The organism is Novosphingobium endophyticum (assembly GCF_014640675.1).
GTDB lineage: Bacteria > Pseudomonadota > Alphaproteobacteria > Sphingomonadales > Sphingomonadaceae > Novosphingobium > Novosphingobium endophyticum.
Map to the genome: position 1 here is coordinate 24,768 of NZ_BMHK01000016.1, position 23,178 is coordinate 47,945.

The 23,178-nt window shown below is 64.9% G+C and carries 22 protein-coding genes; 11 read left to right on the top strand and 11 right to left on the bottom strand.

Translation table 11 applies throughout. The features are described from left to right. Position 1: 1 nt before the first annotated feature. A complete protein-coding gene (locus IEX32_RS12525) occupies positions 2-1,816 on the bottom strand; it encodes a glycoside hydrolase family 15 protein (protein ID WP_188771878.1) in 1,815 nt (604 codons plus the stop codon). After that, positions 1,813-2,658, bottom strand: a complete 846-nt coding sequence (gene otsB / locus IEX32_RS12530; protein WP_188771879.1) for a trehalose-phosphatase — start codon at positions 2,656-2,658, stop codon at positions 1,813-1,815. The genes IEX32_RS12525 and otsB overlap by 4 nt, the downstream gene beginning before the upstream one ends. A 164-nt stretch (positions 2,659-2,822) precedes the next feature. On the opposite strand from otsB, the gene IEX32_RS12535 reads away from it, so the two are divergent. From IEX32_RS12535 to IEX32_RS12560, 6 genes are all read left to right on the top strand, one after another. Beyond that, complete coding sequence (locus tag IEX32_RS12535; RefSeq protein ID WP_188771880.1) at positions 2,823-4,148, top strand: mechanosensitive ion channel family protein; 1,326 nt, start codon at positions 2,823-2,825, stop codon at positions 4,146-4,148. Between the two features lie 118 nt (positions 4,149-4,266). Further along, positions 4,267-5,310 carry a mannose-1-phosphate guanylyltransferase gene (locus tag IEX32_RS12540; RefSeq protein WP_188771881.1) on the top strand — a complete coding sequence of 348 codons (1,044 nt, stop codon included), beginning with the start codon at positions 4,267-4,269 and terminating at the stop codon, positions 5,308-5,310. Between the two features lie 14 nt (positions 5,311-5,324). Beyond that, positions 5,325-6,080 carry an HAD-IIB family hydrolase gene (locus IEX32_RS12545; RefSeq protein ID WP_188771882.1) on the top strand — a complete coding sequence of 252 codons (756 nt, stop codon included), beginning with the start codon at positions 5,325-5,327 and terminating at the stop codon, positions 6,078-6,080. A 78-nt stretch (positions 6,081-6,158) separates the two neighbouring features. After that, positions 6,159-6,716, top strand: coding sequence for a hypothetical protein (locus IEX32_RS12550; RefSeq protein WP_188771883.1), 558 nt, complete (start codon positions 6,159-6,161; stop codon positions 6,714-6,716). A gap of 82 nt (positions 6,717-6,798) precedes the next feature. Continuing rightward, complete coding sequence (locus IEX32_RS12555; RefSeq protein ID WP_188771884.1) at positions 6,799-7,257, top strand: Dps family protein; 459 nt, start codon at positions 6,799-6,801, stop codon at positions 7,255-7,257. A 69-nt stretch (positions 7,258-7,326) separates the two neighbouring features. Beyond that, complete coding sequence (locus tag IEX32_RS12560) at positions 7,327-7,947, top strand: 6-phosphogluconolactonase (RefSeq protein WP_188771885.1); 621 nt, start codon at positions 7,327-7,329, stop codon at positions 7,945-7,947. Positions 7,948-8,016: 69 nt separating this feature from the next. Here the strand turns inward: IEX32_RS12560 and IEX32_RS12565 are convergent, their stop codons facing one another. Together IEX32_RS12565 and IEX32_RS12570 are read right to left on the bottom strand one after the other, a co-directional pair. After that, entirely contained in the window at positions 8,017-8,283 is a 267-nt protein-coding gene (locus IEX32_RS12565; RefSeq protein WP_188771886.1) for a hypothetical protein, read from the bottom strand. Next, positions 8,280-8,705, bottom strand: a complete 426-nt coding sequence (locus IEX32_RS12570; protein WP_188771887.1) for a hypothetical protein — start codon at positions 8,703-8,705, stop codon at positions 8,280-8,282. The genes IEX32_RS12565 and IEX32_RS12570 overlap by 4 nt, the downstream gene beginning before the upstream one ends. Before the next feature lie 249 nt (positions 8,706-8,954). Between IEX32_RS12570 and IEX32_RS12575 the strand changes: the two genes are divergently transcribed. Beyond that, on the top strand, positions 8,955-9,506 hold the full coding sequence (locus IEX32_RS12575) for an NUDIX domain-containing protein (RefSeq protein ID WP_188771888.1): 552 nt from the start codon (positions 8,955-8,957) through the stop codon (positions 9,504-9,506). Here IEX32_RS12575 and dinB read toward each other — a convergent pair. After that, complete coding sequence (gene dinB, locus IEX32_RS12580; RefSeq protein ID WP_188771889.1) at positions 9,495-10,613, bottom strand: DNA polymerase IV; 1,119 nt, start codon at positions 10,611-10,613, stop codon at positions 9,495-9,497. The genes IEX32_RS12575 and dinB overlap by 12 nt on opposite strands. Positions 10,614-10,720: 107 nt before the next feature. Between dinB and IEX32_RS12585 the strand changes: the two genes are divergently transcribed. Further along, positions 10,721-11,995 (top strand): multidrug effflux MFS transporter, encoded by a 1,275-nt coding sequence (locus tag IEX32_RS12585; RefSeq protein ID WP_188771890.1) that lies wholly within the window; start codon positions 10,721-10,723, stop codon positions 11,993-11,995. Between the two features lie 8 nt (positions 11,996-12,003). Here IEX32_RS12585 and IEX32_RS12590 read toward each other — a convergent pair whose 3' ends face one another. From IEX32_RS12590 to crtY, 5 genes are all read right to left on the bottom strand, one after another. Continuing rightward, on the bottom strand, positions 12,004-12,156 hold the full coding sequence (locus IEX32_RS12590; protein WP_188771891.1) for a lmo0937 family membrane protein: 153 nt from the start codon (positions 12,154-12,156) through the stop codon (positions 12,004-12,006). A 325-nt stretch (positions 12,157-12,481) separates the two neighbouring features. Continuing rightward, positions 12,482-13,456, bottom strand: coding sequence for a phytoene/squalene synthase family protein (locus IEX32_RS12595; protein ID WP_188771933.1), 975 nt, complete (start codon positions 13,454-13,456; stop codon positions 12,482-12,484). Between the two features lie 45 nt (positions 13,457-13,501). Continuing rightward, entirely contained in the window at positions 13,502-14,083 is a 582-nt protein-coding gene (locus IEX32_RS12600) for an LOG family protein (RefSeq protein WP_188771892.1), read from the bottom strand. A 54-nt stretch (positions 14,084-14,137) separates the two neighbouring features. Then, the gene (locus IEX32_RS12605; protein ID WP_188771893.1) at positions 14,138-15,616 is read right to left on the bottom strand and encodes a phytoene desaturase; all 1,479 of its coding nucleotides are present in this window, start codon (positions 15,614-15,616) and stop codon (positions 14,138-14,140) included. Beyond that, positions 15,613-16,812 (bottom strand): lycopene beta-cyclase CrtY, encoded by a 1,200-nt coding sequence (gene crtY / locus IEX32_RS12610; RefSeq protein ID WP_188771934.1) that lies wholly within the window; start codon positions 16,810-16,812, stop codon positions 15,613-15,615. Before crtY ends, IEX32_RS12605 begins: the two co-directional genes overlap by 4 nt. 38 nt (positions 16,813-16,850) lie before the next feature. Between crtY and IEX32_RS12615 the strand changes: the two genes are divergently transcribed. Together IEX32_RS12615 and IEX32_RS12620 are read left to right on the top strand one after the other, a co-directional pair. Beyond that, positions 16,851-17,426 (top strand): GNAT family N-acetyltransferase, encoded by a 576-nt coding sequence (locus IEX32_RS12615; protein WP_229736356.1) that lies wholly within the window; start codon positions 16,851-16,853, stop codon positions 17,424-17,426. A 74-nt stretch (positions 17,427-17,500) separates the two neighbouring features. Continuing rightward, positions 17,501-18,346, top strand: a complete 846-nt coding sequence (locus IEX32_RS12620) for a MipA/OmpV family protein (protein WP_188771894.1) — start codon at positions 17,501-17,503, stop codon at positions 18,344-18,346. A 58-nt stretch (positions 18,347-18,404) separates the two neighbouring features. Here IEX32_RS12620 and typA read toward each other — a convergent pair whose 3' ends face one another. Next, a complete protein-coding gene (gene typA / locus IEX32_RS12625) occupies positions 18,405-20,237 on the bottom strand; it encodes a translational GTPase TypA (RefSeq protein WP_188771895.1) in 1,833 nt (610 codons plus the stop codon). Positions 20,238-20,532: 295 nt separating this feature from the next. Between typA and IEX32_RS12630 the strand changes: the two genes are divergently transcribed. After that, positions 20,533-23,178: a TonB-dependent receptor gene (locus IEX32_RS12630; RefSeq protein WP_188771896.1), complete on the top strand. Its 2,646-nt coding sequence runs from the start codon at positions 20,533-20,535 to the stop codon at positions 23,176-23,178.

A 23,178-nucleotide genomic window follows, 5' to 3' on the forward strand; every position in this document is an offset into this window, starting at 1 on the left:
GTCAGCGCCAGTCCCGCCACGACCGGGAAAGTTGCCCGGCACAATTGATGATACCGACAAGTGAATAGGTCTGCGGGAAGTTCCCCCAGAGTTCACCCGTCTCGAAATCCATGTCCTCCGACAATAGGCCGGACCTGGTTCGATGGCCCAGCATGGCCTCGAACAGGCGCCGGGCCTCTTCGTCCTCGCCGCTGCGATGCAACGCCTCGATCAGCCAGAAGGTGCAGATGTTGAAGGCCGTCTCGGGCAGGCCGAAGTCGTCCTCGTTGGCATAGCGCAGCATGTGCTCGCCGCGTCGCAGGGCCTTCTGTACCGCGTGGAGCGTGGCCTTGAATTTCGGATCCTGGGCATGGACGTAGCGCAGTTCGACCATTTGCAGAAGGCTGGCATCGAGCTGATCGCCGCCGAAGCTGGCGACGTAGTGCCCCCCGGGGCCGGTGTCGTCGAGGTCCGGACCTTCCATCCGGTACCAGGCCCCCCGGTCGATGTTCGCGCGGATCGTATCGGCGCGCTCGCGCCAGAATGCCTGCCGGTCATCGAGCCCCAGGTGTTCGGCGGCATTGGCGAGACGGTCGCAGGCTGCCCAGCTCATCACGCTGGAATAGGTGTGGACGGCGGTACGGGTGCGCAGTTCCCACAGGCCCGCGTCGGGCTGGTCGTGCGTCTTCCACGCCATTTCGCCGACTTCCTCCAGGCTTCTGAAGTCGTCCATGTTGGCCATGCGCAGCAGGCGCTGATCGGAGAAGGCCTGGATCGACGGCAGGACGATCTGGCCGTAGCAGTCGTTCTGGATCTGGTAGTAGGCTGCATTGCCCACTCGCACCGGCCCCATGCCCCGGTAACCGGCAAGATCCTGCGCCTCCCACTCGATGATTTCCTTGGCGCCGCTGACCGCGTAGAGTGGCTGGATCACGCCGCCCTCGGCATCGTCGACGATGTTGCGCAAGTAGGCGAGGTATTTTTCGAGCACGTCGAGCGCGCCGAGGTGGTTGAGTGCCTGCACGGTGTAGTAGGCGTCGCGGATCCAGCAATAGCGATAGTCCCAGTTGCGCGCGGAGTGAGGCGCTTCGGGGATCGAGGTCGTCAGCGCGGCGACGATCGCGCCGGTTTCCTCGTGCTGGCACAGCTTGAGCGTGATCGCGGCGCGGATCACCGCTTCCTGCCAGTCCATCGGCGTGGCGAGGCCGCGCACCCAGTTGGCCCAGTAGGCCTGCGTCAGGCGGCACATCCGTTCCACTTCATGCTCGACATTGCCGTTGAACGGCTCGTCGGGACCGAGGAAGAAGTGCAGCGGCCGTTCGAGGCGAAAGTACCTTTCGTCGAGAACGTAGCCGACCGGCGCGTCGGTCGTGAGGCGAAGGGTATTGCGCTCGACGAGGTAGCGGATGTGGTTCGATCCATGCGTGATCGATGCAAGCTGCGAACCATATCCGCTCATCGGTGTGAGCACGGTCTTGATTCGCGGCGAGCCGGCGATGGGGCGAACGATCCGGGTATAGGCGACCGGCCGGTACGTGCGGCCTGAACGCCGGAAGCGCGGGCAGAAGTCGATCACTTCCACTGCGCCGCCGTCAGCATCTTCCAGACGGGTTACCAGGATCGGGGCGTTGCGCCGGTAATGCTGGCTGACCGCGACCTGGTTTTCCAGCTCGAAACGCCAGGTGCCGGCGTCCTGTCCGCCCTCGCCGCGCAGAAGCGCGCAAAAGGCCGGGTCGCCGTCTACCCGTGGCACGCAGCCCCAGACGATCGCGCCCGTCTCGTCGATCAGGCCGCTGACCTGGCAGTTTCCGATCGGCCACAGTTCCAGCGAACTCATCCGGTGGGTTCTCCTGATCCGCCTGCCATTTCGTCATCGGTTTTACCGGGAGGCGCAAGCTCCAATGCATCCGAGAGCCAGGCGTGAACGGCCCTGACATCATCGAGCCGCCAGCGCGCGGCAGTCCGCCGCATCGCTCCCACCAGAATCCCGCCGCCGCCGAAGCGCTCGACGGCCCGGAATGCATCCTCGTCGGTCACATCGTCGCCGACGAAATAGGGTGTGGCCCCGGCAAAAAGCGGCATCTCCATGAATTTCGCCACGGCGCTGCCCTTGTCCGACCCCGGCATGACCACTTCCACGACCATTTTGCCGTCCTTCACCCCGGCGCCGTGGTCTTCCGCCAGATCTCGGGCCATGGCCAGCAACGGTTCGCGCATGCCGGCGTGGCCGCGATAGTGCACCGCCATCGAGAAAGGCTTGCGCTCGACGATCAGGTCGCCGTTGTCGCGGGCGAAGCGGGCGAGCGGACCGGCAATGCCCTCGGGCAGCGGATCGGCGAGCGGATGAACTTCGTCGCCGGCTGCCGGGCGGAACTCGCCCCCGTGCGATCCGGCCATCGCGACATCGAGCGGGCCGAGCATCCCGTCAAGCGCCGCCAGCGCGCGTCCGCTGACAAGCGCCACGCGTCCGCCGAGCACGGCGTCCAGCCTCTCGATCAGCGCGGGCAAGGTATGGGCGACTTCGACCGCGTCGGGGCGAGCGGCGATATCGACCAGCGTTCCGTCGAAATCGAGGAAAATTGCGGTCTGCGCAAGCGTTCGCAGTGGGGGAGGCTGGGGCAGGTCACCCTGGGCTGGTGTATGCAATGCCAGCTTAAGACCTTCGCTTTCATCTGTCATTGCGCGGACCTTTGCATCATCTGGCACCGAGGCCAAGCCCAAACGGTCGATCGCGCCCGCACCAGCATCAACGATCCGTCCCCCGCCCAGGGGCCGCCAGTTGAAATGCCGGTCCGCGAACGCCATTGTCCTCCCTCTCGATCCGGAAAAGTGCGGGTCAGCCCATGCCAACGGTCCCAAGGGAGGCACCGATCCAGACAGTCGACCACATCCGCAGCTACCTTTCCGGCGAACCTCTCGCGCTCGCGCTGGCTTCCATGGCAGGACTTGTCCTGCTGGCGTGGTTTTCCAACTGGTTTGCCAAGAAGCTGGTCGTGCGCCCGGTAGGCCTTATGATCGCGCGCACGCCGCTGCGCGATGAGGCGAACGATGTGCGCGAGCTGGTGACTCATCTGGCCAACGTCGTCCCGGCGGTGGTCCTGCACCAGGGCATTCCGGTGATCGCGGGGCTTCCGGACAGGCTGGTCGTGTTCGTTCAGGTGACCGCCCAGGCCTTCATCATCTTCACCCTGGCGCGGGCGCTATGCGATCTGCTCGAACTCGGGAACGATGCCTATCAGCTCAAGCCCGATGCCGCGACCCGGCCGATCAAGGGCTATGTCCAGGTCGCCAAGATCGTAATCTACGCAGCCGCGGCGATCCTGATCGTGGCCGCGCTGATCGGGCAGTCGCCACTCCTGTTGCTCTCCGGTCTCGGCGCGCTGGCAGCCGTGCTCATGCTGATATTCCGCGACACGATCCTCTCGCTCGTGGCCGCGGTCCAGCTGCGTTCCAACGACATGCTGCGCGTGGGCGACTGGATCGAGATGCCGCAGCTCAACGCCGATGGCGACGTCATCGACATCGCCCTGCACACCGTGAAGGTGCAGAATTTCGACAAGGCCGTCACCACGATCCCGACCCACAAGCTGATCTCCGAGCCTTATCGCAACTGGCGCTTCGTGCGAGAATGGGGCGGGCGGCGGATCATGCGCGCCTTGCTGATCGACCAGCGCACGGTCGATTTCCTCGACCGGGAAACCTGGGAGGGGCTGCGCTGCTTCTCGCTGCTGGAGCCTTACATGGCGGCGAAGGAGAAGGAGCTGGCCGAATGGAACGGGAAGCACGCGATCCGCGAGGACGAGGACGAGCGCCCGGTCAACCGCCGCCGGCCCACCAATGTCGGCACATTTCGTGCTTACGTGATGGCCTATGTCCAGGCGCATCCCCGCATCGCGGGCAATGCCACGCTGCTGGTGCGCCAGCTTGCCCCCACCGAGAAGGGACTGCCGCTGGAAATCTATTGCTTCACCGACACGGTCGACTGGGGCGAATACGAGGGTATCCAGGCCGACATCTTCGATCACCTGATCGCGATCCTGCCGCAGTTCGGGCTTCGCCTGTTCCAGCAGCCGGGCGGCGCGGACCTTGCCCGCGCGGGTGAAACGCTTTCGCGGCACCTGATCGCGGAATCCAGCCAGCGCGATGCAGGCGTCGGGGCGGAGGCGTGACAACCGGGGCCGGGAAACGTCCGGGACGGATTCAATACCCCCAAGGGGGCGCTTGCAATACAACAGGTGCCCGATTACGCCCGGAGCTGTTGCATCAACTATCCGTAAACCTGACCTCATGCCGACTATCGTTCCGGTAATACTCTGCGGCGGCAGCGGCACGCGGCTGTGGCCGCGCAGCCGGGCGGCCAGGCCCAAGCCGTTCCTGCCGCTGGTGGGTGAGCGGACGCTGTTCGAGGCGACGCTCGATCGCTGTCCTGCGTCAAAAGGCTTCGCGCCGCCGGTGGTGGTAACGGGCCGGCAGCACCTTGAACATGTCGAGGCGCAACTCGGCGGGCGCACGGATGCCCGGATCATCGTGGAGCCGGCGGCGAAGAACACCGCCGCCGCTATCGCGCTCGCGGCCTGCCGCCTGCCCGAGGATGCGATCATGCTGGTCTGCCCCAGCGATCATCACATCGGCCGCCCCGAAGTGTTTGCCGAGGCTGCCCGCGCCGCCGCGCAGCTTGCCGGGGAAGGATGGCTCGTGTCCTTCGGGATCGAGGCCACCGCGCCCGAGACCGGCTTCGGCTACCTCAAGCGCGGCGAGCCGATCGGAGCGACGGGCTTTCGTACCGCGCAGTTCGTCGAAAAACCCGATCTCGAACGTGCCAAGGCTTTCCTGGCCGAGGGCGTCTACGCTTGGAACGGCGGCATCTTCGCTTTCCGGGTGCGCGATTTCATGGCCGAACTTGCCGCGCACCGCCCACGGATCGCCGCCGCCGTGCGCGAAGCGGTCGCCGGGGGCAGGGAGGACGGCGCCCGTTTCCATCCTGACCCGCAGGTCTTCGCCACCGTCGAGAGCGATTCGGTCGATTACGCGGTCATGGAGAACACCCGCCGCGCCGCCATGGTCCCGGCCGATATGGACTGGTCCGACATCGGCAACTGGCAGGCGCTGCACGATGCGCTCGAACGCGATGCCGAGGGCAATGCAGTGCGCGGCAGCGGCAGGGCCGAACTCGTCGATTGTCGCAATGTCTTTGTCGATAGCGACGGGCCGCGCGTCTCGGTGATCGGCCTTGAGAATGTCATCGTCGTCGTCGATGGCGACGATGTGATGATCACCAGCGCCGCCGGCGTGCAGAAGGTCGGCAAGCTTTCGGGCGCCGTGAACCAGTAAAGAGACCTATCCCGATGAAGAAACTCGTGGCGTTCGATCTCGACGGAACCCTGGCGCTTTCCAAGCAGCCGCTGACCGGGGAGATGGCCGATGCCCTGGCGCGGCTTCTGAAGGTTGCCCATGTCGCGGTGATCTCCGGCGGCGACTGGCCGCAGTTCGACAAGCAGGTGGCAAGCCGCCTGCCGGTCCATGCGGACCTCTCGCGCCTGTGGCTGATGCCAACGTGCGGGACCAAGCTCTACGTCCATCGCGAGGGGGCATGGACCATGCTCTATGCCGAACTGTTCAGCGAAGCGCAGAAGGAGGCGATCCTCGCGGCCTTCGAGGCGGCGCTGGAGGTCACCGGCTTCGTTCCGGAGGAGACCTGGGGCGAGCGGATCGAGGACCGGGGCAGCCAGATCACCTTCTCCGCGCTCGGCCAGCAGGCGCCGCTCCATGCCAAGGAAGTCTGGGACCCCGACTTCGCCAAGCGCAAGGTGATCCAGACCGAACTGATGGCGCGCTTGCCAGGCGTCTCGGTGAACCTGGGCGGGGCGACTTCGGTGGACGTCACGCACGAGGGCGTCGACAAGGCCTGGGGCCTGAAGCGCCTTGCCGAACACAGCGGCATTGCCGAAGCCGACATGCTGTTCATCGGCGATGCCATCTTTCCCGGCGGCAACGACTATCCGGCCAAGGCCATGGGCCTCGACACCGTCTGCGTGCGCGATCCCGCCGATACCGCCAATGTCATCGCGGCGATCGTCGCCTGCCAGAAGGGCGCGCTTTAGCGGCGCGGCACCTGTGCGGACTCTCGCCTCGGGCGGCAAGTCCGGGCATGTAGAGCACCATTGGAGACGCCGAAGCCGATGCCAGCCTTGTATCTCACGCTTGTCGCCGTGGTTTTCGCCGGGCTCGGCGCGCGCGATCAGGTGGCCGTCGCCGGGCTGGCGCTGCGGCAGGGCAAACGGCCGGGCCTTCTGATCGTGGCGGTCCTCTGCGCCTGTCTGACGGGTGCGTTCGCCGCCTGGCTTGCGACGTGGATGCTCCCCATGCTGCCGCCGCCCGCGCGCGCGATCTTTGCCGGAATCGCGATCGGCTTCGCGGGCGTCGAATCGCTGCTGCTGGCGCCGCGCCGCAATCCGAAGGAGCCGACGAACTCACTGGGCGCCTTCGCGCTGGTGCTGATCGCCCATCAGGTGACCGACGCGGCGCGGTTTCTCATCTTCGGGCTCAGCGTCGGCATGGCCGCGCCTGTCGCGTCCGGGGCGGGGGGTGTGCTGGGAGGCGCGGCGCTGGTGGCATTCGCGTGGGGCTGGCCGGAATTCTTCGAACGCCCCGCCGCGCGCCGCGCCCGGCGGATTGTCGGAGCCTTGCTCGTCCTTGTGGCGCTCACGATGTTCCTTTCGGAATTCGGGATTCTGTGATCGGAAATATTGATCGAACGCATTCTTTTAATCAGCGTTTCCAGTCATATTTCATCATCGGCACACAATGACGAGGTTACCCATGACTTCCAAGGACAACGTCCAGGCCGCCCTGATCGACAGCCTCAACGGCCTGCTTGCGGATACCTTCGCGCTCTATGTGAAGACCAAGAACTTTCACTGGCACGTAAAGGGGCCGCAGTTTCGCGACCTGCACCTGCTGTTCGACGAACACGCGACCGAAATCTTCGCGCTGACCGATCTCGTGGCCGAACGCGTGCGCAAGCAGGGCGGCAAGACGCTCACCAGCCCTGACGCGATTTCCGCCAGGACGCGGATCGAACCGCAGGACTCGACCGATCTCGACGCCATGGCGATGGTGAGGGAACTTCACGAGGATAACCTGAGCTACGTGGAACGCCTGAGGGAGGTGAAGGCGGCGGCGGGTGAAGCCGGTGACAACGCGACCGACGGGATTGTCGACGACTGGACCGATCAGGCCGAACAGCGCGCCTGGTTCCTGCGCGAGATTCTGGCTTAGCTCTGCTCTTCAGCTGGCAAACGTCTCGTCAGACAGGACAAATCGGTTTCGCGCTGCTAGATCGCGGGGATGTCCAAGGTCGAAATCATCGAAGGTTCGAACGACAAGGCGATCGCCGAATGGGTGGCGCAGCGCCTCAAGGCCGCGCTCGCCACGACGCCCGACGATATCGCGGTCACCGTTCCGGGCGGATCAACCCCGTTTCCGATTTTTGACAGGCTCGCGAAGATGCCTTTGCCCTGGCATCGCATCGCGATCTGGCCCGGCGATGACCGGCTGGTCGAGGAAGATCACGCCGCCTCGAACGTCGGCAAGATCCGTGCCCGGCTGGAGCCCGCGGGCGCGCGAATCGTGCCGCTTGCCGAGGATGCGCAGCCGCCGCGCTTCGCCCTGGCGTGGCTGGGCATGGGCGCGGACGGGCATGTCGCCTCGCTTTTTCCCAACACTGATCCGAGGCCCGACGATCGCCGCGCCGTGCGCCGGCTCACCCCCGATCCGCTGCCGCCTGAAGCGCCGTTCGACCGGGTGAGCCTGACCATCCCGGCGCTGGTCGACAGCGACGAAATCATGTTCGTCATTCGCGGCGCCGACAAGCGCGCGATTTTCGACGCCGCGCTGAAGGGCGGGCACGATCTGCCGGTGGCGCGACTGCTGCGCGCCGCCCGGCACAAGGTGACCTGCTTTTGCTGAATTAACCGGGCGCGGCCGCCACGGAAGCGGAGATTTCGTGGTATCGAAGGCGTGTTGTCCGGCGGGGAATCAGTCCTCCGGACAATCGATCTGCATACCCTCGCCCTGAAAGTGCCGGCAGAGCCGCACGCCTGCGCTCCGGACGCGTTCGCCCCAATTCTCGAGCTGGGCATTGTATTCATCGCTGGCGCCCGGATCAGTCAGGATAGAGGCCGGCGGCATCGGTTTGGCTTCGGTTACCGCCTGGACGTCCGCCCTCGGCGGAAAGTCATGCGCCGATTTGCACCCGATCAGCGCGGGCAATGCCGCCAGAACGGCGAACTTTCCGGGGCTCATTTCTTGCACTTCTCTCTGAAACCGGGGATCTCGTCGAGTTCTTCGTGCGCATAGGCCTTCCTCAATCTCTCGCAGTTGAGGGCGATCGTCGTGGGCGGCAAGAGTCCTTCGTCGGCCTTGTGGTTCTGCCGATCCGCGAGTTGCACGCGCTGTGCGGATTCGGGGGTTTTCTGGTCCGTGTCGGCTGGGCGCTGCGCGGTTTCGGGGGCAAGCGGTACCTTGCGGATCGCTTCGTACGCCCGTTCCTCGGCTGTCTGATCGAGGGGTTGAACGGTCGCTTCGACGATCGCGGGGGCGGAGGAATCGATGCTTGCCGGCGCAGGACCCTCCATGGAGAACAGCAATGCCGCAGCGCCGCCCAGCAACAGGACGAAAACGCCCATGGCCACGATGAGCACTGTCTGATGAGCGCGCTTAGCCATTGACTATGTCGTCGAAGGGAGAAAGCCCCAACCCATAGAAATCCCTCATGTTCGCATCCCGTTCCCGTGCATTGCGTACGGGAGGCGATGCGAACCCGCAAACAGGGAAATAACCCTCAACGGTTGATGCGGCAAGCAATTCCATATGCACCCGATTAATTTGCCGCTATTAACGCCTTGTAAACAACTCGAATCCCCTTGTTAAATAGGAAAGCCGCGTCGGCAGCACGATCATGGGGAGTACTTCCGATGTATCTGGCGCTAATCGGGGGGGCTCTTCGTTCGCATCCCTACCTGGTCAAAGGTCATCTGCTTTTGCTGAACTGGATTCCCGCGTCCCTGCACCGCCTGTTCTACCGTCTGGCGCATTGGGCGCGGCGGCAGGTCTGGAGAGTGTGGCATTTCACCGTGGAAGGCGTGCGTGTGCTGGCGTTCGATCCTCAGGGACGGGTGCTGCTGATCCGTCATTCCTATGGTTCGAACGCATGGATGCCGCCGGGCGGCGGCATGGGAGCCGGGGAGGACCCGCTCGTCGCCGCTGCGCGCGAGCTTCGCGAGGAAACCGGCTGCGATCTTGCCGACGCGCGCGAAGTGCGCGTCCTGAGCGAGGAATACCATGGAGCCGGCAACGTCGTTCATCTGGTCGCGGGGCGGACCGGGGGCCAGCCGGTCGCGGATGGACGAGAAATCGTCGCGGCAGGCTTCTTCGCGCTCGATTCGCTGCCGGAACCGATGTCCGCCGCCATGGCCGAGGCTCTGCCGCGATGGGTGGCGGCCTCCGGTCTGGTGTCAAAGCAGTGAAAGCTGACCGTCACCCGCGCTGCCCGCGTCTTCCCGTTCCAGCGCCGACAGCGTAAGGCCCATCAGCCTTATCGGTTGGGGCAGGGGCATGAGCTCTTCCAGCAGCGTATGGCCGATGCGGCCGAACTCCTCCTTCCCCGAAACGAAGTGGTGGACCGAGCGGGCACGTGTCAGGGTGCGAAAGTCCGCATAGCGCAGCTTTAGCGTCACCGTGCGGCCGCGCGCCTCGGCGCGCTCGATCCGTTCCCAGACGATGTCGACGATGTTGTCCATCGTCTGGCGCAGCGCCTCGGCGCCGGTGATGTCCTCGAAGAAGGTGCGCTCGCCGCCGACCGACTTGCGCGGGCGGTCCGCCCGTACCTGGCGCAGATCGACGCCCCGCGCGGCGCGGTAAAGGTATTCTGCGAAACTGCCGAAGTGCTGACGCAGGAACGACAGGTCCCTGGCGCGAAGATCCGCGCCGGTTTCAATCCCGAGGCGGGCCATCTTCTCGGCGCCGCGCGGCCCCACGCCGTGGAAGCGGCGCACCGGCAGCGCGGCAACGAACGCCGCGCCCTCTCCGGGACGGATCACGCACAGCCCGTCGGGCTTGTTCTGGTCGCTGGCGAGCTTGGCGAGAAACTTGTTGTACGAAACGCCCGCGCTCGCGGTGAGGGCGGTTTTGGCCTTTATGCGGCGGCGAATCTCCTCGGCGATCCGCGTGGCCGATCCGATGCCTTTCAGATCCTCGGTAACATCGAGATAGGCTTCGTCGAGCGAAAGCGGTTCGACGTGGGGCGTAAATTCGAGGAATATCGCGCGGATCTGCTGGCTGACCGCGCGGTAGACCTCAAAGCGTGGCTTGCGAAAGATCAGGTCCGGGCAGAGCCTCACCGCGCGCGAGGACGGCATGGCCGAACGCACGCCGAACGTGCGCGCCTCATAGCTGGCCGCAGCCACTACACCGCGTCCCGAGGAGCCCCCGACCGCCACTGGCTTGCCCCGCAGCGAAGGATCGTCGCGCTGTTCGACGCTGGCGAAGAAGGCGTCCATGTCGACATGGATCACCTTGCGCAGGCCGTCGGCCTCATCGTCCCGTTCCCTCGACTCTGCATCCCGCGATGGCATGGGGCGACTATAGGACCCGAGGGGCGGGATGTGCCATTGCCCATGCCGGGCTGTAAACGCATAAATCGGCTGGTCACGCGGGCGCGCATGCTGCATTGCACACGGCGATGTCCTCTCCCCAAAATACTCAGGAAAACTTTCCTCTCGGCGGTAAGGAATTCGTCGTGCTGCTGGCTTCCTTGCAGGCGCTTCAGGCGCTTGCCATCGACATCATGCTGCCGGCGCTGGGCGCGATCTCCGCTGATTTTGCAGTTTCGAATGCAAACGACCGTCAGCTCATCGTGGGGGTCTTTCTGATCAGCGCAGGACTCGGCTCGCTGGTGCCGGGGTCGCTCGCAGACCGCTTCGGGCGCAAGGCGGTAATTGTGTTTGCGCTTTGCGCCTACGTGGTGTTCTCGCTGGTCTGCGCGCTTGTTCCGGACTTCACGCTGCTGTTGGTGGCGCGCGGGATGATGGGATTCTTCAGCGCCGCGCTGATGGTCCTGCCGATGACCGTCATGCGCGACCGCTTCGAAGGCGACCAGATGGCGCGTACGCAGTCTCTGGTGGCGATGACCTTCATGATCGTGCCGATGATCGCGCCCATGCTAGGGCAGGCGATCCAGCTTGTCGCCGGCTGGCGCTGGATATTCGGAGTCATGGCGGTACTGGGAACGGCTGTCCTCATATGGACGCTGTTGCGCCTGCCGGAGACGTTGCACACCGACTTCCGGCAGGAGATCCGGCCGCTTGTCGTAGCGCGTAACATGACCTCGGCGCTTCTTTTGCGCGAGGCGGTCGGCTACATCATGGGGGCCGCGCTGATCCAGGCGGCCCTGTTTGGTTACATCAACAGCGCGCAGCAGCTGGTGGGTGAGCACTTCGGCGCCGGCACGATGTTCCCGGCGGTGTTTGGCGGCATGGCGCTGGTCATGGCGAGCACGAACTTCATCAATTCGCGCATCGTCGAGCGCTTCGGCGCCCGCCGCGTCTCGCAGACGGCGCTAATCGTCTACATTGTTGTCGCCGCGATCCATCTCGGAATTTCGATGGAAGGCAGCGAGACGTTATGGGTGTTCGTGCCGCTCATGACCATCGGGATGTGCATGATGTCTTTCATCGGCGCCAATTTCCAGGCGATCAGCCTTCAGCCTTTCGCCCGTACCGCGGGAGCGGCAGCCTCGGTGGTATCGTTCCTGCGTCTGCTGGTGGGCGCCACGCTGGGTGCCCTCATCGGCCGGGCCTACGACGGGACCGCGGTACCGATCTTCGCGGCGATGACCGTGGCGGGCATCGTGGCGTTGGGCGGCGTTCTCTATTCGGAGCGAGGCCGGCTGTTCCGTCGTCTCAACTACCCTGCGGCCTACTACGCACCCGGTGATCGCCCCGAAGACGCGGGCTGAGACATGGGTCAGGGCGGCCCGCGCCGACCACGGAACAGCTGGACGAGCCCGACGATGATCGCAATCACCAGCAGGACGTGGATCAGCGCGCCGCTGACCTTGAACACGATCAGGCCGAGCAGCCAGAGCACGACCAACACGGCGGCGATCTTGAACAGCATGATATCCTCCACGGCAGTTGTGCGGAAATCAACGCGTTAGCGCGCCGGTGGCTCCAATAGGCTCCAATATTGTTGAATTCCCAGCAGGCCATCGCACGCAAGAGGCAGGCGACGGCAAACGCTGTTCTGTGCCCTTGTTGCCTTCGATGCTGCCTGACAATGTCGCGCTTGCGACCGCGAATCGCCCTTTAGCGCATCGTGTTGTGGCCCTTCGGGTTCGATCCGCGAGATGCCGGAAGATAGGCCGGTGCGATAGCGGATCGGTCGGGCGTGATAATAAAATAATGCTACGATCCCGCACTCGCGGGGGCTTGCGACGATGTCGTCAAGTACGGGCGAGTGCGGCCAATTCGCGGCGTGACAAGGAGGGGCGCGGAGCCGGATCGGGTCCGCGCCTCGCCTGCCGGAATGCTTCGATCACCAGCTTCGCCTTGCGTGCGCGGCTCGTGTGGACGCGGTGGTCCCACGCGTGGGCGCCAAGCGCTTCCACCTGGCTTGCGATATCGCCGTAGATGTTCGCCGCCGCCAGCACGGCCCAGCGTTGGCGGAACGCGAGGCGCGCGGCGCCGAGCCGGGCCGAGGCTTCGTATGTGCGCGCCAGTTCGCAGGCCCGCCTGACCAGAGGCACCAGGGCATGACGGTAATGGGGCTTGGTCACTTCGCCGGGCGGGATGTCTGCCTCGACCAGCCATTCGACGGGCAGGTAGCAGCGTCCTGCGGCGTCGTCCTCCCATACGTCGCGGACGATATTGGCAAGCTGAAAGGCGATGCCGAGATCGCATGCCCGGTCCAGCGTGTCCTCGTCCCCGGCGGGAATGCCCATGATGGCGGCCATCATCACGCCCACTGCTCCGGCCACGTGATAGCAGTAGCGCAGCATGTCCGCTTCCGTGCGGGGGCGCCATTCGGCGGCATCGAGGGCGAAGCCGGCCAGCACGTCTTCGACCATCGGCGTCGTCAACGGCGCCTCCTGCATCAGGACGCCGAGGGCGTCAAAGGAAGGAGAGTCGGTCTCCTCCCCGGCCATGGCACGATGGGTAAGCGTCCGGATCGTCGCCAGGCGCGTTTCGGGGGGGAGGCGGGTTTCGGCCTGGCCGAGGGAAGCAGGACCGCCATGGTCCTGCTCGTCGGCGATGTCGTCGCAGGCCCGACACCAGGCGTAGAGCAGCCACACCCGTTCGCGCGTCGTGCGGTCGAACAGGCGGCTGGCGGCGGCGAAGCTCTTCGAACCGCGCCGGATTGAGAGGTGGGCCGCAGCGACGAGTTGTGAACGATCGACCGCCGCCAGAGCCCCCTCCATTTCAGAGGGGCGGGGTAAGCGCACAGTAGCCTTTCGCACCGCCGGTCACAGCGTATCCGGCGCCATTCCGACGATCGGCATGACCGGTTCATGCGCGCGCATGCGCGTGAGCAGGAGGTCGAGTTCGGTTTCCGCCATGATGATGCTCTGGTGGGCGGGGCGCACGAAACCCACTTCGGCCATATGAAGATTGAACGCGAGCAGGCCATCGTAGAAACCGAAGGCATTGAGCACGCCGATCGGCTTGGCGTGATAGCCCAGTTGCGCCCAGCTGACCGCTTCCCACAGCTCGTCCATGGTGCCGACGCCGCCGGGCAGGATCAGGAAACCGTCCGCATAGCGGGTGAAGGCGGCCTTGCGCTCATGCATGGTGTCGACGATGTGCAGGTCGGTGCAATCGTGGTTGGCGACCTCGTCGCGGACGAGGGCTTCGGGGATGACGCCGATTACCTCGCCGCCGGCCAGCAGCGCGGAGGCCGCGAGCGCGCCCATCAGGCCGAGCCGTCCGCCCCCATAAACGATGCCGATGCCTTCGCGCGCCAGGGCGGCGCCCACATCGCGCGCGAGATCGATGTAGCGCGGATCGGCAGGTGTTGCGGAGCCGCAGTAGACGGCAAGGCGCTTCATGTCAGTTGAAAACCTTCGGTTGCGCGGGAACACTTGGGCCGGAGGGCGAGGGCGTCAACGCAGTTCCTCCAGCATGAGCTTCGCGGTCGCCTTGGCCGAGCCGACGACGCCGGGAATCCCCGCGCCCGGATGCGTGCCGGCGCCGACGAGATAGAAGTTCCTGAGCTGATCGTCGCGGTTGTGGCCGCGAAACCAGGCGCTTTGCGTCAGGATCGGTTCCAGGCTGAAGGCGCTGCCGTGAAAGGCGGAAAGGTCGGCCTCGAAATCCGTGGGAGCATAGTGGAATCTGGTCACTATGCGGTCGTAGATGTCCGGAATCAGGCGCCGCCCCACTTCGTCAAGGACACGGCGTTCGAGCTCCGGGCCGACCTCGTTCCAGTCGATCGGCAGCTTGCCCATGTGGGCTACGGGAATGAGCGCGTAGAACGTGCTCTTGCCCGGCGGCGCCATCGACGGGTCGGTAACGGTCGGGTGGTGCAGGTAGATCGAGAAATCGCGCGGCAGGACGCCGTGTTCGAAGATATCGTCGAGCAGCTCCTTGTAGCGCGGGCCGAACAGGATCGTATGGTGGGGAATGCCCGGCCAGGCCCCTTCCAGCCCGAAGTGGACGACGAACAGGCTGGGCGAGAAGCGCTTTGCCGCCAGCTTCTTCGCCATGGTCTTGCCGCGCATGGAGCCCGAAAGCAGTTCGCGATACGTATGGACGATGTCGCCGTTGGAAGCGATCGCGTCGAAGCGTTCCTTCCACCCGCTTTCGCATTCGACCTCGGTGACGTGGTCGCCCAGCGTGTGAATCTGCGCGACCTTGTCGGAAAGCCGCAAGGTGCCGCCCAGTCGCTCGAACAGGGCGGCCATGGCTTGCGCCAGCCTGTTGGTGCCGCCCTTCGTCCACCAGACGCCGCCGTCCTTCTCCAGCTTGTGGATCAGGGCGTAGATCGCGCTGGTCGTCATCGGATTTCCGCCCACCAGCAGGGTATGGAACGAAAACGCCTGGCGCAGGTGCTCGTCCTTCACATAAGTCGAAACTATGGAATAGACCGAGCGCCACGCCTGATAGCGGGCCAGGGCCGGCGCGGCCTTCACCATGCTGGAAAAGTTGAGGAAAGCCTCGTGCCCCAGCTTGACGTACCCTTCCTGATAGACGCCGGCGGCGTAACGCAGGAATTCCTCGTAACCGCCCAGGTCGTGGGGCGAAAGCCGCGCGATCTCGCGTCGCAGGGCCACTTCGTCGTTCGAATAGTCGAAAACCGTGCCGTCCGGCCAGTTGAGCCGGTAGAACGGCGAGACCGGCATCAGTTCGACATCGTCGGCCATGTCGTGGCCCGAAAGCCCCCAGAGCTCGCGCAGGCACTCCGGGTCGGTGATGACGGTGGGGCCGGCATCGAAGGTGAAGCCTTCGCGTTCCCAAGCATAGGCACGTCCGCCCACCTTGTCGCGGGCCTCGACGATCGTCGTCTCGATCCCGGCGCTTTGCAGGCGCAAGGCAAGGGCGAGCCCGCCGAAACCCGCGCCGATCACGCAGGCTTTCTTCATACATGGCTCCCGGGCGGGGCGCCGAGGTCGGCAAGCGGTCTCCCGCGCCCCGCCAGGCTGGCGAGCGCAGCGCCGACCGGCACCGGCGGCTTGCCCGCCAGCACGCGCGCCATGTCCAGCGGCGTGGATCTGCCGGCATAGAACCGTTCGATCAGGCTTTCCGGCAGGCCGTAGAAGCGCGCGAGCACGCGCCAGCGCTCATGCGGCCGCGCCGCGCCAAAAAGCATGCGCGTCAACATCCGGTAGAAGCGCCCCTTGCGCCAGTGCTGTGCTGCCCATGCATGACTGACCTTTCCTAGGCGCTCGTCGCAAGGATTGTCGAGCGCCGCGAGATGCATGGCGAATTTTAAAGCATCGGGAAAGGAATACGAGGTCAACGGGTGGACAAGGGCGGCGCGTACCCCCGCGCGGGGCAGGCCGTTGTCGCTCGCCTTCCAGAAAGCATCGAAAATTCCTTGTGCAATCACCGGAAGTACGCCGGTTTCCTCATAGATCACTTCGTCGACCCGCCAGCCCCGGTGCGCGGCGTAGTCCGCGATCCGGCGGCGCAGGGCAGGCAGGTCCAGCGCCGGGCCATCGGCGTAGTAGGTGTCCTCCACGAAGACCTCCCGCTCGGAGAAGGGAAGGCAATATACAAAGCGATAGCCGTCGATCTGTTCCACGCGCGCGTCCATCACGATCGGGTGCTTGAGGCCGTGGGGCGCGGCGGTGCGCAGCGTTTGCCCCATGAACTTCTGCCAGCCGCCCGCCATGTGCGGCAGGCGGGATGCGCCCCGCGCGTCGATCACGGCGTCGGCCGCGATCGTCGTGCCGTCGGCAAGCGTGACCTCCTTCGGCGTGGCCTCGAGCACCTCGCTGCCGGTGAGCACGGTGCCAGCCGGCAGCGACGCGCGGACGACGGCGTCCAGCCGCTCGCTCGTCACGCTGTGATAGGCCGAGGCAAGGTCGCGCGAACGGCCGGGGAAATGCACCGAATAGCCCTGCCAGCGCGCTGTCACCAACGGTTCCACGAAAGCGCGGTGCTCCGGCGCGATATCGCTCGCGAAGAAGGACCAGACATGCGCGCCGCCCAGTTGCTCCTCCCGCTCGATGAGCAATACCCGCAGGTCAGGCCGCCTTGCCGCCAGGGCGAGGGCGATAAGTCCCCCGGCAAGGCCGCCGCCCAGGATCGCCAGATTGCACGAGAATGGTCGCATCGTTGTCACGTTTAGGAATGCCCCGGGGTTACTGCAACTTGGCATGGTGCCTGCTTTACGGCATGTTCGGGCCGATGAACGACGATCTGACCGTCTGTGACGCTTCGCTGGACGATGCTGCGGCCATAGCCGGGATCTATGCACACTATGTGCTCAATAGCACTGCAACCTTTGAAACCGAACCGCCCGACGAATGCGAAATGGCACGCCGGATCCGCGATACCATAGATGCGGGGTACCCTTTCCTGATCGTGCACGATGCGGGCGGGCGCGTGATCGGTTTCGGTTACGGACACCGCTACGGGCCGCGCAACGGCTACCGCTACAGTGTCGAAACGACGATCTACGTGGGCGCCGATAGTCTGGGACGCGGAATCGGCGGCCGCGTGCTGTCCTCGCTGGTCGAGGAGTGCGAGAAGCGCGGTTATCGTCAGGCCTTCGCGGTAATCGCCGCGAGCGAGCCGGCTTCGGTTGTCCTTCATGCCCGCGCCGGTTACCGGCCGGTCGGGACACTGTCTGGTGCCGGTTGGAAGCACGACCAGTGGGTCGACATCTTCCTGATGCAGCGGCAGCTTGGCGACGGCAAGGACAGCCTGCCCGAAGACGGGGCATAGCCGCGGCCGGACGGGATAGCATGCAACGTCCCTCCTCGCGGTACGTTGTCGACGCCATACGGGAGGAAAGATTCATGCGACATTTTCCCGGCCTCGCAGCTCTTGTCCTGGCGTTCGGAATGTCCGGCGCCCCGGCCCTTGCGTCGGAAGCGGACGGTAAAAGCGTGCTCGATGGAGATTATATTACTGTCGGCGCCGGGGCCATCTATGGGCCCAGCTATGACGGCTCGGACGACTATGTCGTCTCACCGATACCGATCGTGCGCGGCAGTTTCCGCGGTATAGCCATATCTCCGCGCCCGGCGGGGGTCGCGCTGGACTTCATTCCCGACGCGAAGGACGCCCGTTTCGGCTTCCAGCTGGGGCCGGTGGCGACAATCTCGCGCAACCGGGCGGTGCGTATCGAGGATCCGGTCGTCCGCGCCGCAGGCAAGCTCGACACCGCCGTCGAATTGGGTGTGAGCGGCGGCGTAAGCGCCTATCAGGTGCTCAATGCCTACGATGCACTGACGCTTTCCGGCGACGTGCAGTGGGACGTGGCGGGAGCCCACAAGGGCATGATCTGGTCGCCGTCGATTTCCTATGCGACGCCGGTGAGCAAGGCGCTTCTGGTCACGCTGCTCGCCAGCGCTCGCCACGTCGACGACGATTACGCCCGCTACTATTATTCGGTTACGCCGGCTCAGTCGGCCGCCAGCGGACTGCCCGAATACCAGGCCGAGGGCGGATGGGACAGTGTCACTGGCGGTGTGCTGATCGGCTGGGACCTGTCCGGTGACCTGCGCGACGGCGGCCTCGCGCTGTTCACTCTCGCCAGCTACTCGCGCATGCTGAACGACGCCAGCGAGACGCCCTATACCGCCCTGCGCGGCGACGCCGACCAGTGGCTGATCGGCGGCGGCCTGGCCTATACGTTCTGAGCGGGTCGGGAAGGACGGCTGCGGAAAACGCCGGGTTTTACCGCGCGCCGCGTCCCGGTCAGGCTGCTTCCTTCTTCCGGCTGGCCTTCTTGCGCTCGTGCGGGTCGAGGATCGCCTTGCGCAGGCGGATCGACTGCGGCGTGACTTCGACCATCTCGTCGTCGTCGATATAGGCGATGGCCTGTTCCAGCGTCATGATCTTCGGCGGGGTCAGGCGGATGGCGTCGTCCTTGCCCGTGGAGCGGAAGTTCGTGAGCTGCTTGGACTTCATCGGGTTGACTTCGAGATCATCCGGCTTGGCGTTCTCGCCGATGATCATGCCCTCGTAGAGCTTTTCCTGCGGCTTCACGAACAGGATGCCGCGCTCTTCCAGCGAGTTGAGGGCATAGCCCACCGCTTCGCCGGTGCCGTTGGAGATCAGCACGCCGTTCTGGCGGCCTTCGATCACGCCCTTGTAGACGTCGTACTTCTCGAACAGGCGGTTCATGATGCCGGTGCCGCGCGTGTCCGACAGGAACTCGCCGTGGTAGCCGATCAGGCCGCGCGAGGGTGCCGAGAAGGTGATGCGGGTCTTGCCCAGGCCCGAGGGGCGCATGTCCGTAAGTTCGGCCTTGCGGCGCTGCATCTTCTCGACGACCGTGCCCGAGTATTCGTCGTCCACGTCGATCACGACGGTTTCGTAAGGCTCGGTGCGCTGGCCGCTCTCATCGGTGCGGAACAGCACGCGCGGGCGGCTGATGCCGAGTTCGAAGCCCTCGCGGCGCATCGTCTCGATCACGACGCCGAGCTGAAGCTCGCCGCGACCGGCAACCTCGAAGCTGTCCTTGTCGGCGCTTTCGGTGACGCGGATGGCGACGTTGGTTTCCGCTTCGCGCAGCAGGCGGTCGCGGATCATGCGGCTCGTCACCTTGTCGCCCTCGCGGCCCGCGAGCGGGCTGTCGTTGACGGCAAAGCGCATGGCGAGCGTCGGCGGGTCAATCGGCTGGGCGGCAATCGGGTCGGTCACTTCCGGCGCGGCGATGGTGTTCGCGACCGTTGCCTTTTCCAGACCGGCAATGGCGATGATGTCACCCGCGCGGGCTTCGTCGACCGGCACGCGGTCAAGGCCGCGATAGGTCAGGAGCTTGGAGGCGCGGCCTGCTTCGATCACCTTGCCGTCGGCGTCGAGCGCCCGGATCGGGTCATTGACCTTGATGACGCCCGACTGGACGCGGCCGGTGAGCACGCGGCCCATGAAGTTGTCGCGGTCGAGCAGGGTCGCGAGGAAGCTGAAGGGCGCCTCGACCTCGAGGCTGGGGGCCGGCACGTGGTCGACGATGAGCTGGAACAGCGGCTCCAGGCTGCCTTCGCGCGCGTCGATGTCGTCGCTGGCATAGCCGTTGCGGCCCGAGGCATAGAGCACCGGGAAGTCGAGCTGCTCGTCATGGGCTTCGAGGGCGACGAAGAGATCGAACACCTCGTCGAGCACTTCGCTCGCGCGCCCGTCGGGCCGGTCGATCTTGTTGACGACGACGATCGGGCGAAGGCCCAGGCCCAGCGCCTTGCCGGTGACGAACTTGGTCTGCGGCATTGCGCCTTCCGAGCTGTCGACCAGCAGGATCACGCCGTCCACCATCGAGAGGATACGCTCCACCTCGGCGCCGAAGTCGGCGTGGCCGGGGGTGTCGACGATGTTGATGCGATAGCCGTTCCACTCGATCGAGGTCGGCTTGGCGAGAATGGTGATCCCGCGCTCCTTCTCGAGGTCGTTGGAATCCATCGCGCGCTCTTCCACGCGCTGGTTGTCGCGGAAGGTGCCGGACTGGCGGAAGAGCTGATCGACGAGGGTGGTCTTGCCGTGGTCGACGTGCGCAATGATCGCGATATTACGCAGGGGAAGCGGGGCGGACATGGGCAGCCTTACATTTCGAGGGGGCCAAATGGCATTGCTTGCGGCGGTTCATGTTGCACCGCAAAATCCGCGCGCCCTTAGCCGATGTAGATCGTTCCGGCAAGCATTCCCGAGTTTCAGCACGATGCGAACCGGCCCTGTGGCGCGGCTGCCACAAGCTGGAACTTCTCCACTACCATCAGACATATGCCGATTGTTTTGCCCCCAAGACATTCTAAAATGTCGTTTATCACAGATGGTGGGAACTTCGCGGACAGAGACGCAGACCGCCCGACCGGTTGAGGAGCAGGAATTCATGAAGAACATGCAGGCGGGATTCCCGGTAATTTTTTCCGGGACGCGCGCGGTGCTGCTTGCTGGCGCGGCGATCACGATGTTCGGTTGGGCACCTGCGGCCATGGCGCAGGACGAGGCTGCGGAAAACGTATCCTTTGACGAGATCATCGTCACGGCCACCAAACGTGAGCAGACGCTGCAGGACGTGCCGGTTTCGGTCTCCGTCACCACCGGTCAGACGATCGAGCGGGCGCAGATCCGCGACCTGAAGGACCTGCAGTCCGTCGTGCCCTCGCTGCGCGTCAACCAGTTGCAGAGCAGCGCGAACACCAACTTCTATATTCGCGGCTTCGGCAACGGCGCCAACAACGCGGGCATCGAACCTTCGGTCGGCCTCTTCGTCGACGGCGTCTACCGCTCGCGCTCGGCCTCGATGATCGCTGACTTCCCGGATGTGGAGCGCATCGAGGTGCTGCGCGGTCCGCAGTCGACGCTGTTCGGCAAGAACGCCTCCGCCGGCGTCATCTCGATCACGACGATGAAGCCCCAGTTCGATCTGGGCGGCAACGTCGAGGCGACCTACGGCAACTACGATAGCATGACGCTCAAGGGCCGCGTTACCGGGCCGATCACGGAAAACATCGCGGCAAGCATCGCCGGCGGCATCAACAAGCGCGACGGCATCGTCCGCAACCTCAATACCGGCGAGCGCACCAATGAGCGCGACCGCTGGTTTGCGCGCGGCCAGCTGCTGTTCGACAACCTCGACAATCTCGAAGTTCGCCTGACCGGCGACTATGGCAAGATCGACGAGAACTGCTGCGCGGCGGTCAACCTGCGCCAGGCACTGCCGACACAGGCGATCTTTGCGGTCGGCGGCAACGTCAACCTGCCGGACGAGAAGTTCGACGACATTGCCTATTACAACTTCGAAAGCTCCAACAAGATCGAGAACTGGGGGCTTTCGGGGCAGGTCGATTACGACCTTGGCGGCGTACAGCTAACGTCGATCACGGCCTATCGCCGCACCAACGCGCTGACCAATCAGGATTCGGACTTCACCAGCGCCGACCTGCTGGGCCGCAACTGGCAGGATCTGCGCGTCAAGACCTTCACCCAGGAACTGCGCGCCAACTTCGAAGTGGGTGAACGGCTCAGCGGCCTCGTGGGTGCTTACTACTTCAACGAGAAGATCGACCAGAACAACGAGGTCTACTGGGGCGACGACGCGCGCCCTTACGCCAATATCCTGGTGCAGAGCCTTTCGCAGGGTGCGCTCAACATCGGCAACCAGAACGCTTCGGACCTCGAACTGATATTCGGCGGGCTCGAAGCACAGGCGGCAGCCGATCCTGCGCTGGCCACCAGGTACGTCGGCCAGTTCTTTGCCGCCGGGACCGGCCTGACCGAGGAATACAGCCTCAAGAACGAGGCATTGTCATTCTTCAGTCAGCTCGATTTCGAGGTCGCGCCGGGCCTGACGCTGACGGGCGGAATCAACTACACGCACGACAAGAAGCGCTTCGCGACCGGTACCACGTCCGACGATGTCTTTGCAGGTATCGATCTGAATGCAGCGGCCTACGCACCGTTCCGTCAGGCGCTGCTCTTCCAGGGCGCGGTGGCGCAAGGCGTGCCTCCGGCCGATGCCGCAGCCTTTGCCGCCGCCAACGCCAACAATCCAGCGGCCAATCCGCTCAATCCGCTGCGCGCGCTGCAGTTCTTTCCGCCGTTCATGAACGTGCCCAACGCGGTCGAGGACGGCAAGGTGAGCGATGGCGATTTCAGCTACACCGCGCGTCTCGCCTATGACCTGACGCCCTCGGTCAACGTCTATGCGAGCTTTGCGACTGGCTACAAGGCGGCCTCGGTCAACCTCTCACGGGACAGCCGGCCGACGCCCGCGGATCTTTCCTCGCTGCGGGCGCAGGGGCTTGCCGTCACCAATCTCACTTCGGGCAGCCGCTATGCCGATCCGGAGGATTCGACGGTCTACGAGGCGGGCCTGAAGGGCAACTGGGGCCTCGTCACGGCCAACTTCGCGGTGTTCCAGCAGACCATCAAGAACTTCCAGTCCAACATCTTCACCGGCTCGGGATTCTTCCTTGCCAATGCCGGCAAGCAGTCGGTCTTCGGCCTTGAGTTCGACGGTTCCGCAAGGCCGGTCGATCCGCTGCTGCTGACCCTGTCGATGACTTACCTCGACGGCAAATACGACAGTTTCGCGGCCTCTGGCGTGGGCGACATCACCGGCACGACGCCGCCGGGATACTCGCCCCTCTCGGTGACTTTCGGGGCCGAGTATACGCAGGAGATCGGCAATGGCGACAGGCTGATCCTGCGCGGCGACTATCATTACGAGGCGCCCTTCATGCTGGTCGAGGGCCTGCCAGGCCTGACGGTCAAGGATCCGGCGACCGGGGCGATCCTCGATGCCAGCGCCGCGATCCAGGCGGCGCGCGAGTTCAAGCAGGACATCAACGACGTGAATGCCTCGCTGACCTATGCGATGGCGAACGGCATCGAACTTTCGGTCTGGGGGCGCAACCTGCTCGACGACCGCACGATTCTGCAGATCTTCGACAGCCCGGCGCAGCCCGGCTCGATCTCGGGCTATCCGAACCAGCCGCGCACGTATGGCGTGGCGGCGCGCTACCGCTTCTGA

Excerpts from the sequence above, each read along its gene's own strand:
- IEX32_RS12550 (WP_188771883.1), top strand. The coding sequence starts at position 6,159 with ATGCCAGCCTTGTATCTCACGCTTGTCGCCGTGGTTTTCGCCGGGCTC.
- dinB (WP_188771889.1), bottom strand. The coding sequence starts at position 10,613 with ATGCCATCGCGGGATGCAGAGTCGAGGGAACGGGACGATGAGGCCGAC.
- IEX32_RS12560 (WP_188771885.1), top strand. The coding sequence starts at position 7,327 with ATGTCCAAGGTCGAAATCATCGAAGGTTCGAACGACAAGGCGATCGCC.
- IEX32_RS12585 (WP_188771890.1), top strand. The coding sequence starts at position 10,721 with ATGTCCTCTCCCCAAAATACTCAGGAAAACTTTCCTCTCGGCGGTAAG.
- IEX32_RS12570 (WP_188771887.1), bottom strand. The coding sequence starts at position 8,705 with ATGGCTAAGCGCGCTCATCAGACAGTGCTCATCGTGGCCATGGGCGTT.
- IEX32_RS12555 (WP_188771884.1), top strand. The coding sequence starts at position 6,799 with ATGACTTCCAAGGACAACGTCCAGGCCGCCCTGATCGACAGCCTCAAC.
- IEX32_RS12540 (WP_188771881.1), top strand. The coding sequence starts at position 4,267 with ATGCCGACTATCGTTCCGGTAATACTCTGCGGCGGCAGCGGCACGCGG.
- IEX32_RS12590 (WP_188771891.1), bottom strand. The coding sequence starts at position 12,156 with ATGCTGTTCAAGATCGCCGCCGTGTTGGTCGTGCTCTGGCTGCTCGGC.
- IEX32_RS12630 (WP_188771896.1), top strand. The coding sequence starts at position 20,533 with ATGAAGAACATGCAGGCGGGATTCCCGGTAATTTTTTCCGGGACGCGC.
- IEX32_RS12565 (WP_188771886.1), bottom strand. The coding sequence starts at position 8,283 with ATGAGCCCCGGAAAGTTCGCCGTTCTGGCGGCATTGCCCGCGCTGATC.
- IEX32_RS12525 (WP_188771878.1), bottom strand. The coding sequence starts at position 1,816 with ATGAGTTCGCTGGAACTGTGGCCGATCGGAAACTGCCAGGTCAGCGGC.
- IEX32_RS12595 (WP_188771933.1), bottom strand. The coding sequence starts at position 13,456 with ATGGAGGGGGCTCTGGCGGCGGTCGATCGTTCACAACTCGTCGCTGCG.
- crtY (WP_188771934.1), bottom strand. The coding sequence starts at position 16,812 with ATGCGACCATTCTCGTGCAATCTGGCGATCCTGGGCGGCGGCCTTGCC.
- IEX32_RS12535 (WP_188771880.1), top strand. The coding sequence starts at position 2,823 with ATGCCAACGGTCCCAAGGGAGGCACCGATCCAGACAGTCGACCACATC.
- IEX32_RS12575 (WP_188771888.1), top strand. The coding sequence starts at position 8,955 with ATGTATCTGGCGCTAATCGGGGGGGCTCTTCGTTCGCATCCCTACCTG.
- IEX32_RS12600 (WP_188771892.1), bottom strand. The coding sequence starts at position 14,083 with ATGAAGCGCCTTGCCGTCTACTGCGGCTCCGCAACACCTGCCGATCCG.
- IEX32_RS12620 (WP_188771894.1), top strand. The coding sequence starts at position 17,501 with ATGCGACATTTTCCCGGCCTCGCAGCTCTTGTCCTGGCGTTCGGAATG.
- typA (WP_188771895.1), bottom strand. The coding sequence starts at position 20,237 with ATGTCCGCCCCGCTTCCCCTGCGTAATATCGCGATCATTGCGCACGTC.
- IEX32_RS12545 (WP_188771882.1), top strand. The coding sequence starts at position 5,325 with ATGAAGAAACTCGTGGCGTTCGATCTCGACGGAACCCTGGCGCTTTCC.
- otsB (WP_188771879.1), bottom strand. The coding sequence starts at position 2,658 with ATGACAGATGAAAGCGAAGGTCTTAAGCTGGCATTGCATACACCAGCC.
- IEX32_RS12605 (WP_188771893.1), bottom strand. The coding sequence starts at position 15,616 with ATGAAGAAAGCCTGCGTGATCGGCGCGGGTTTCGGCGGGCTCGCCCTT.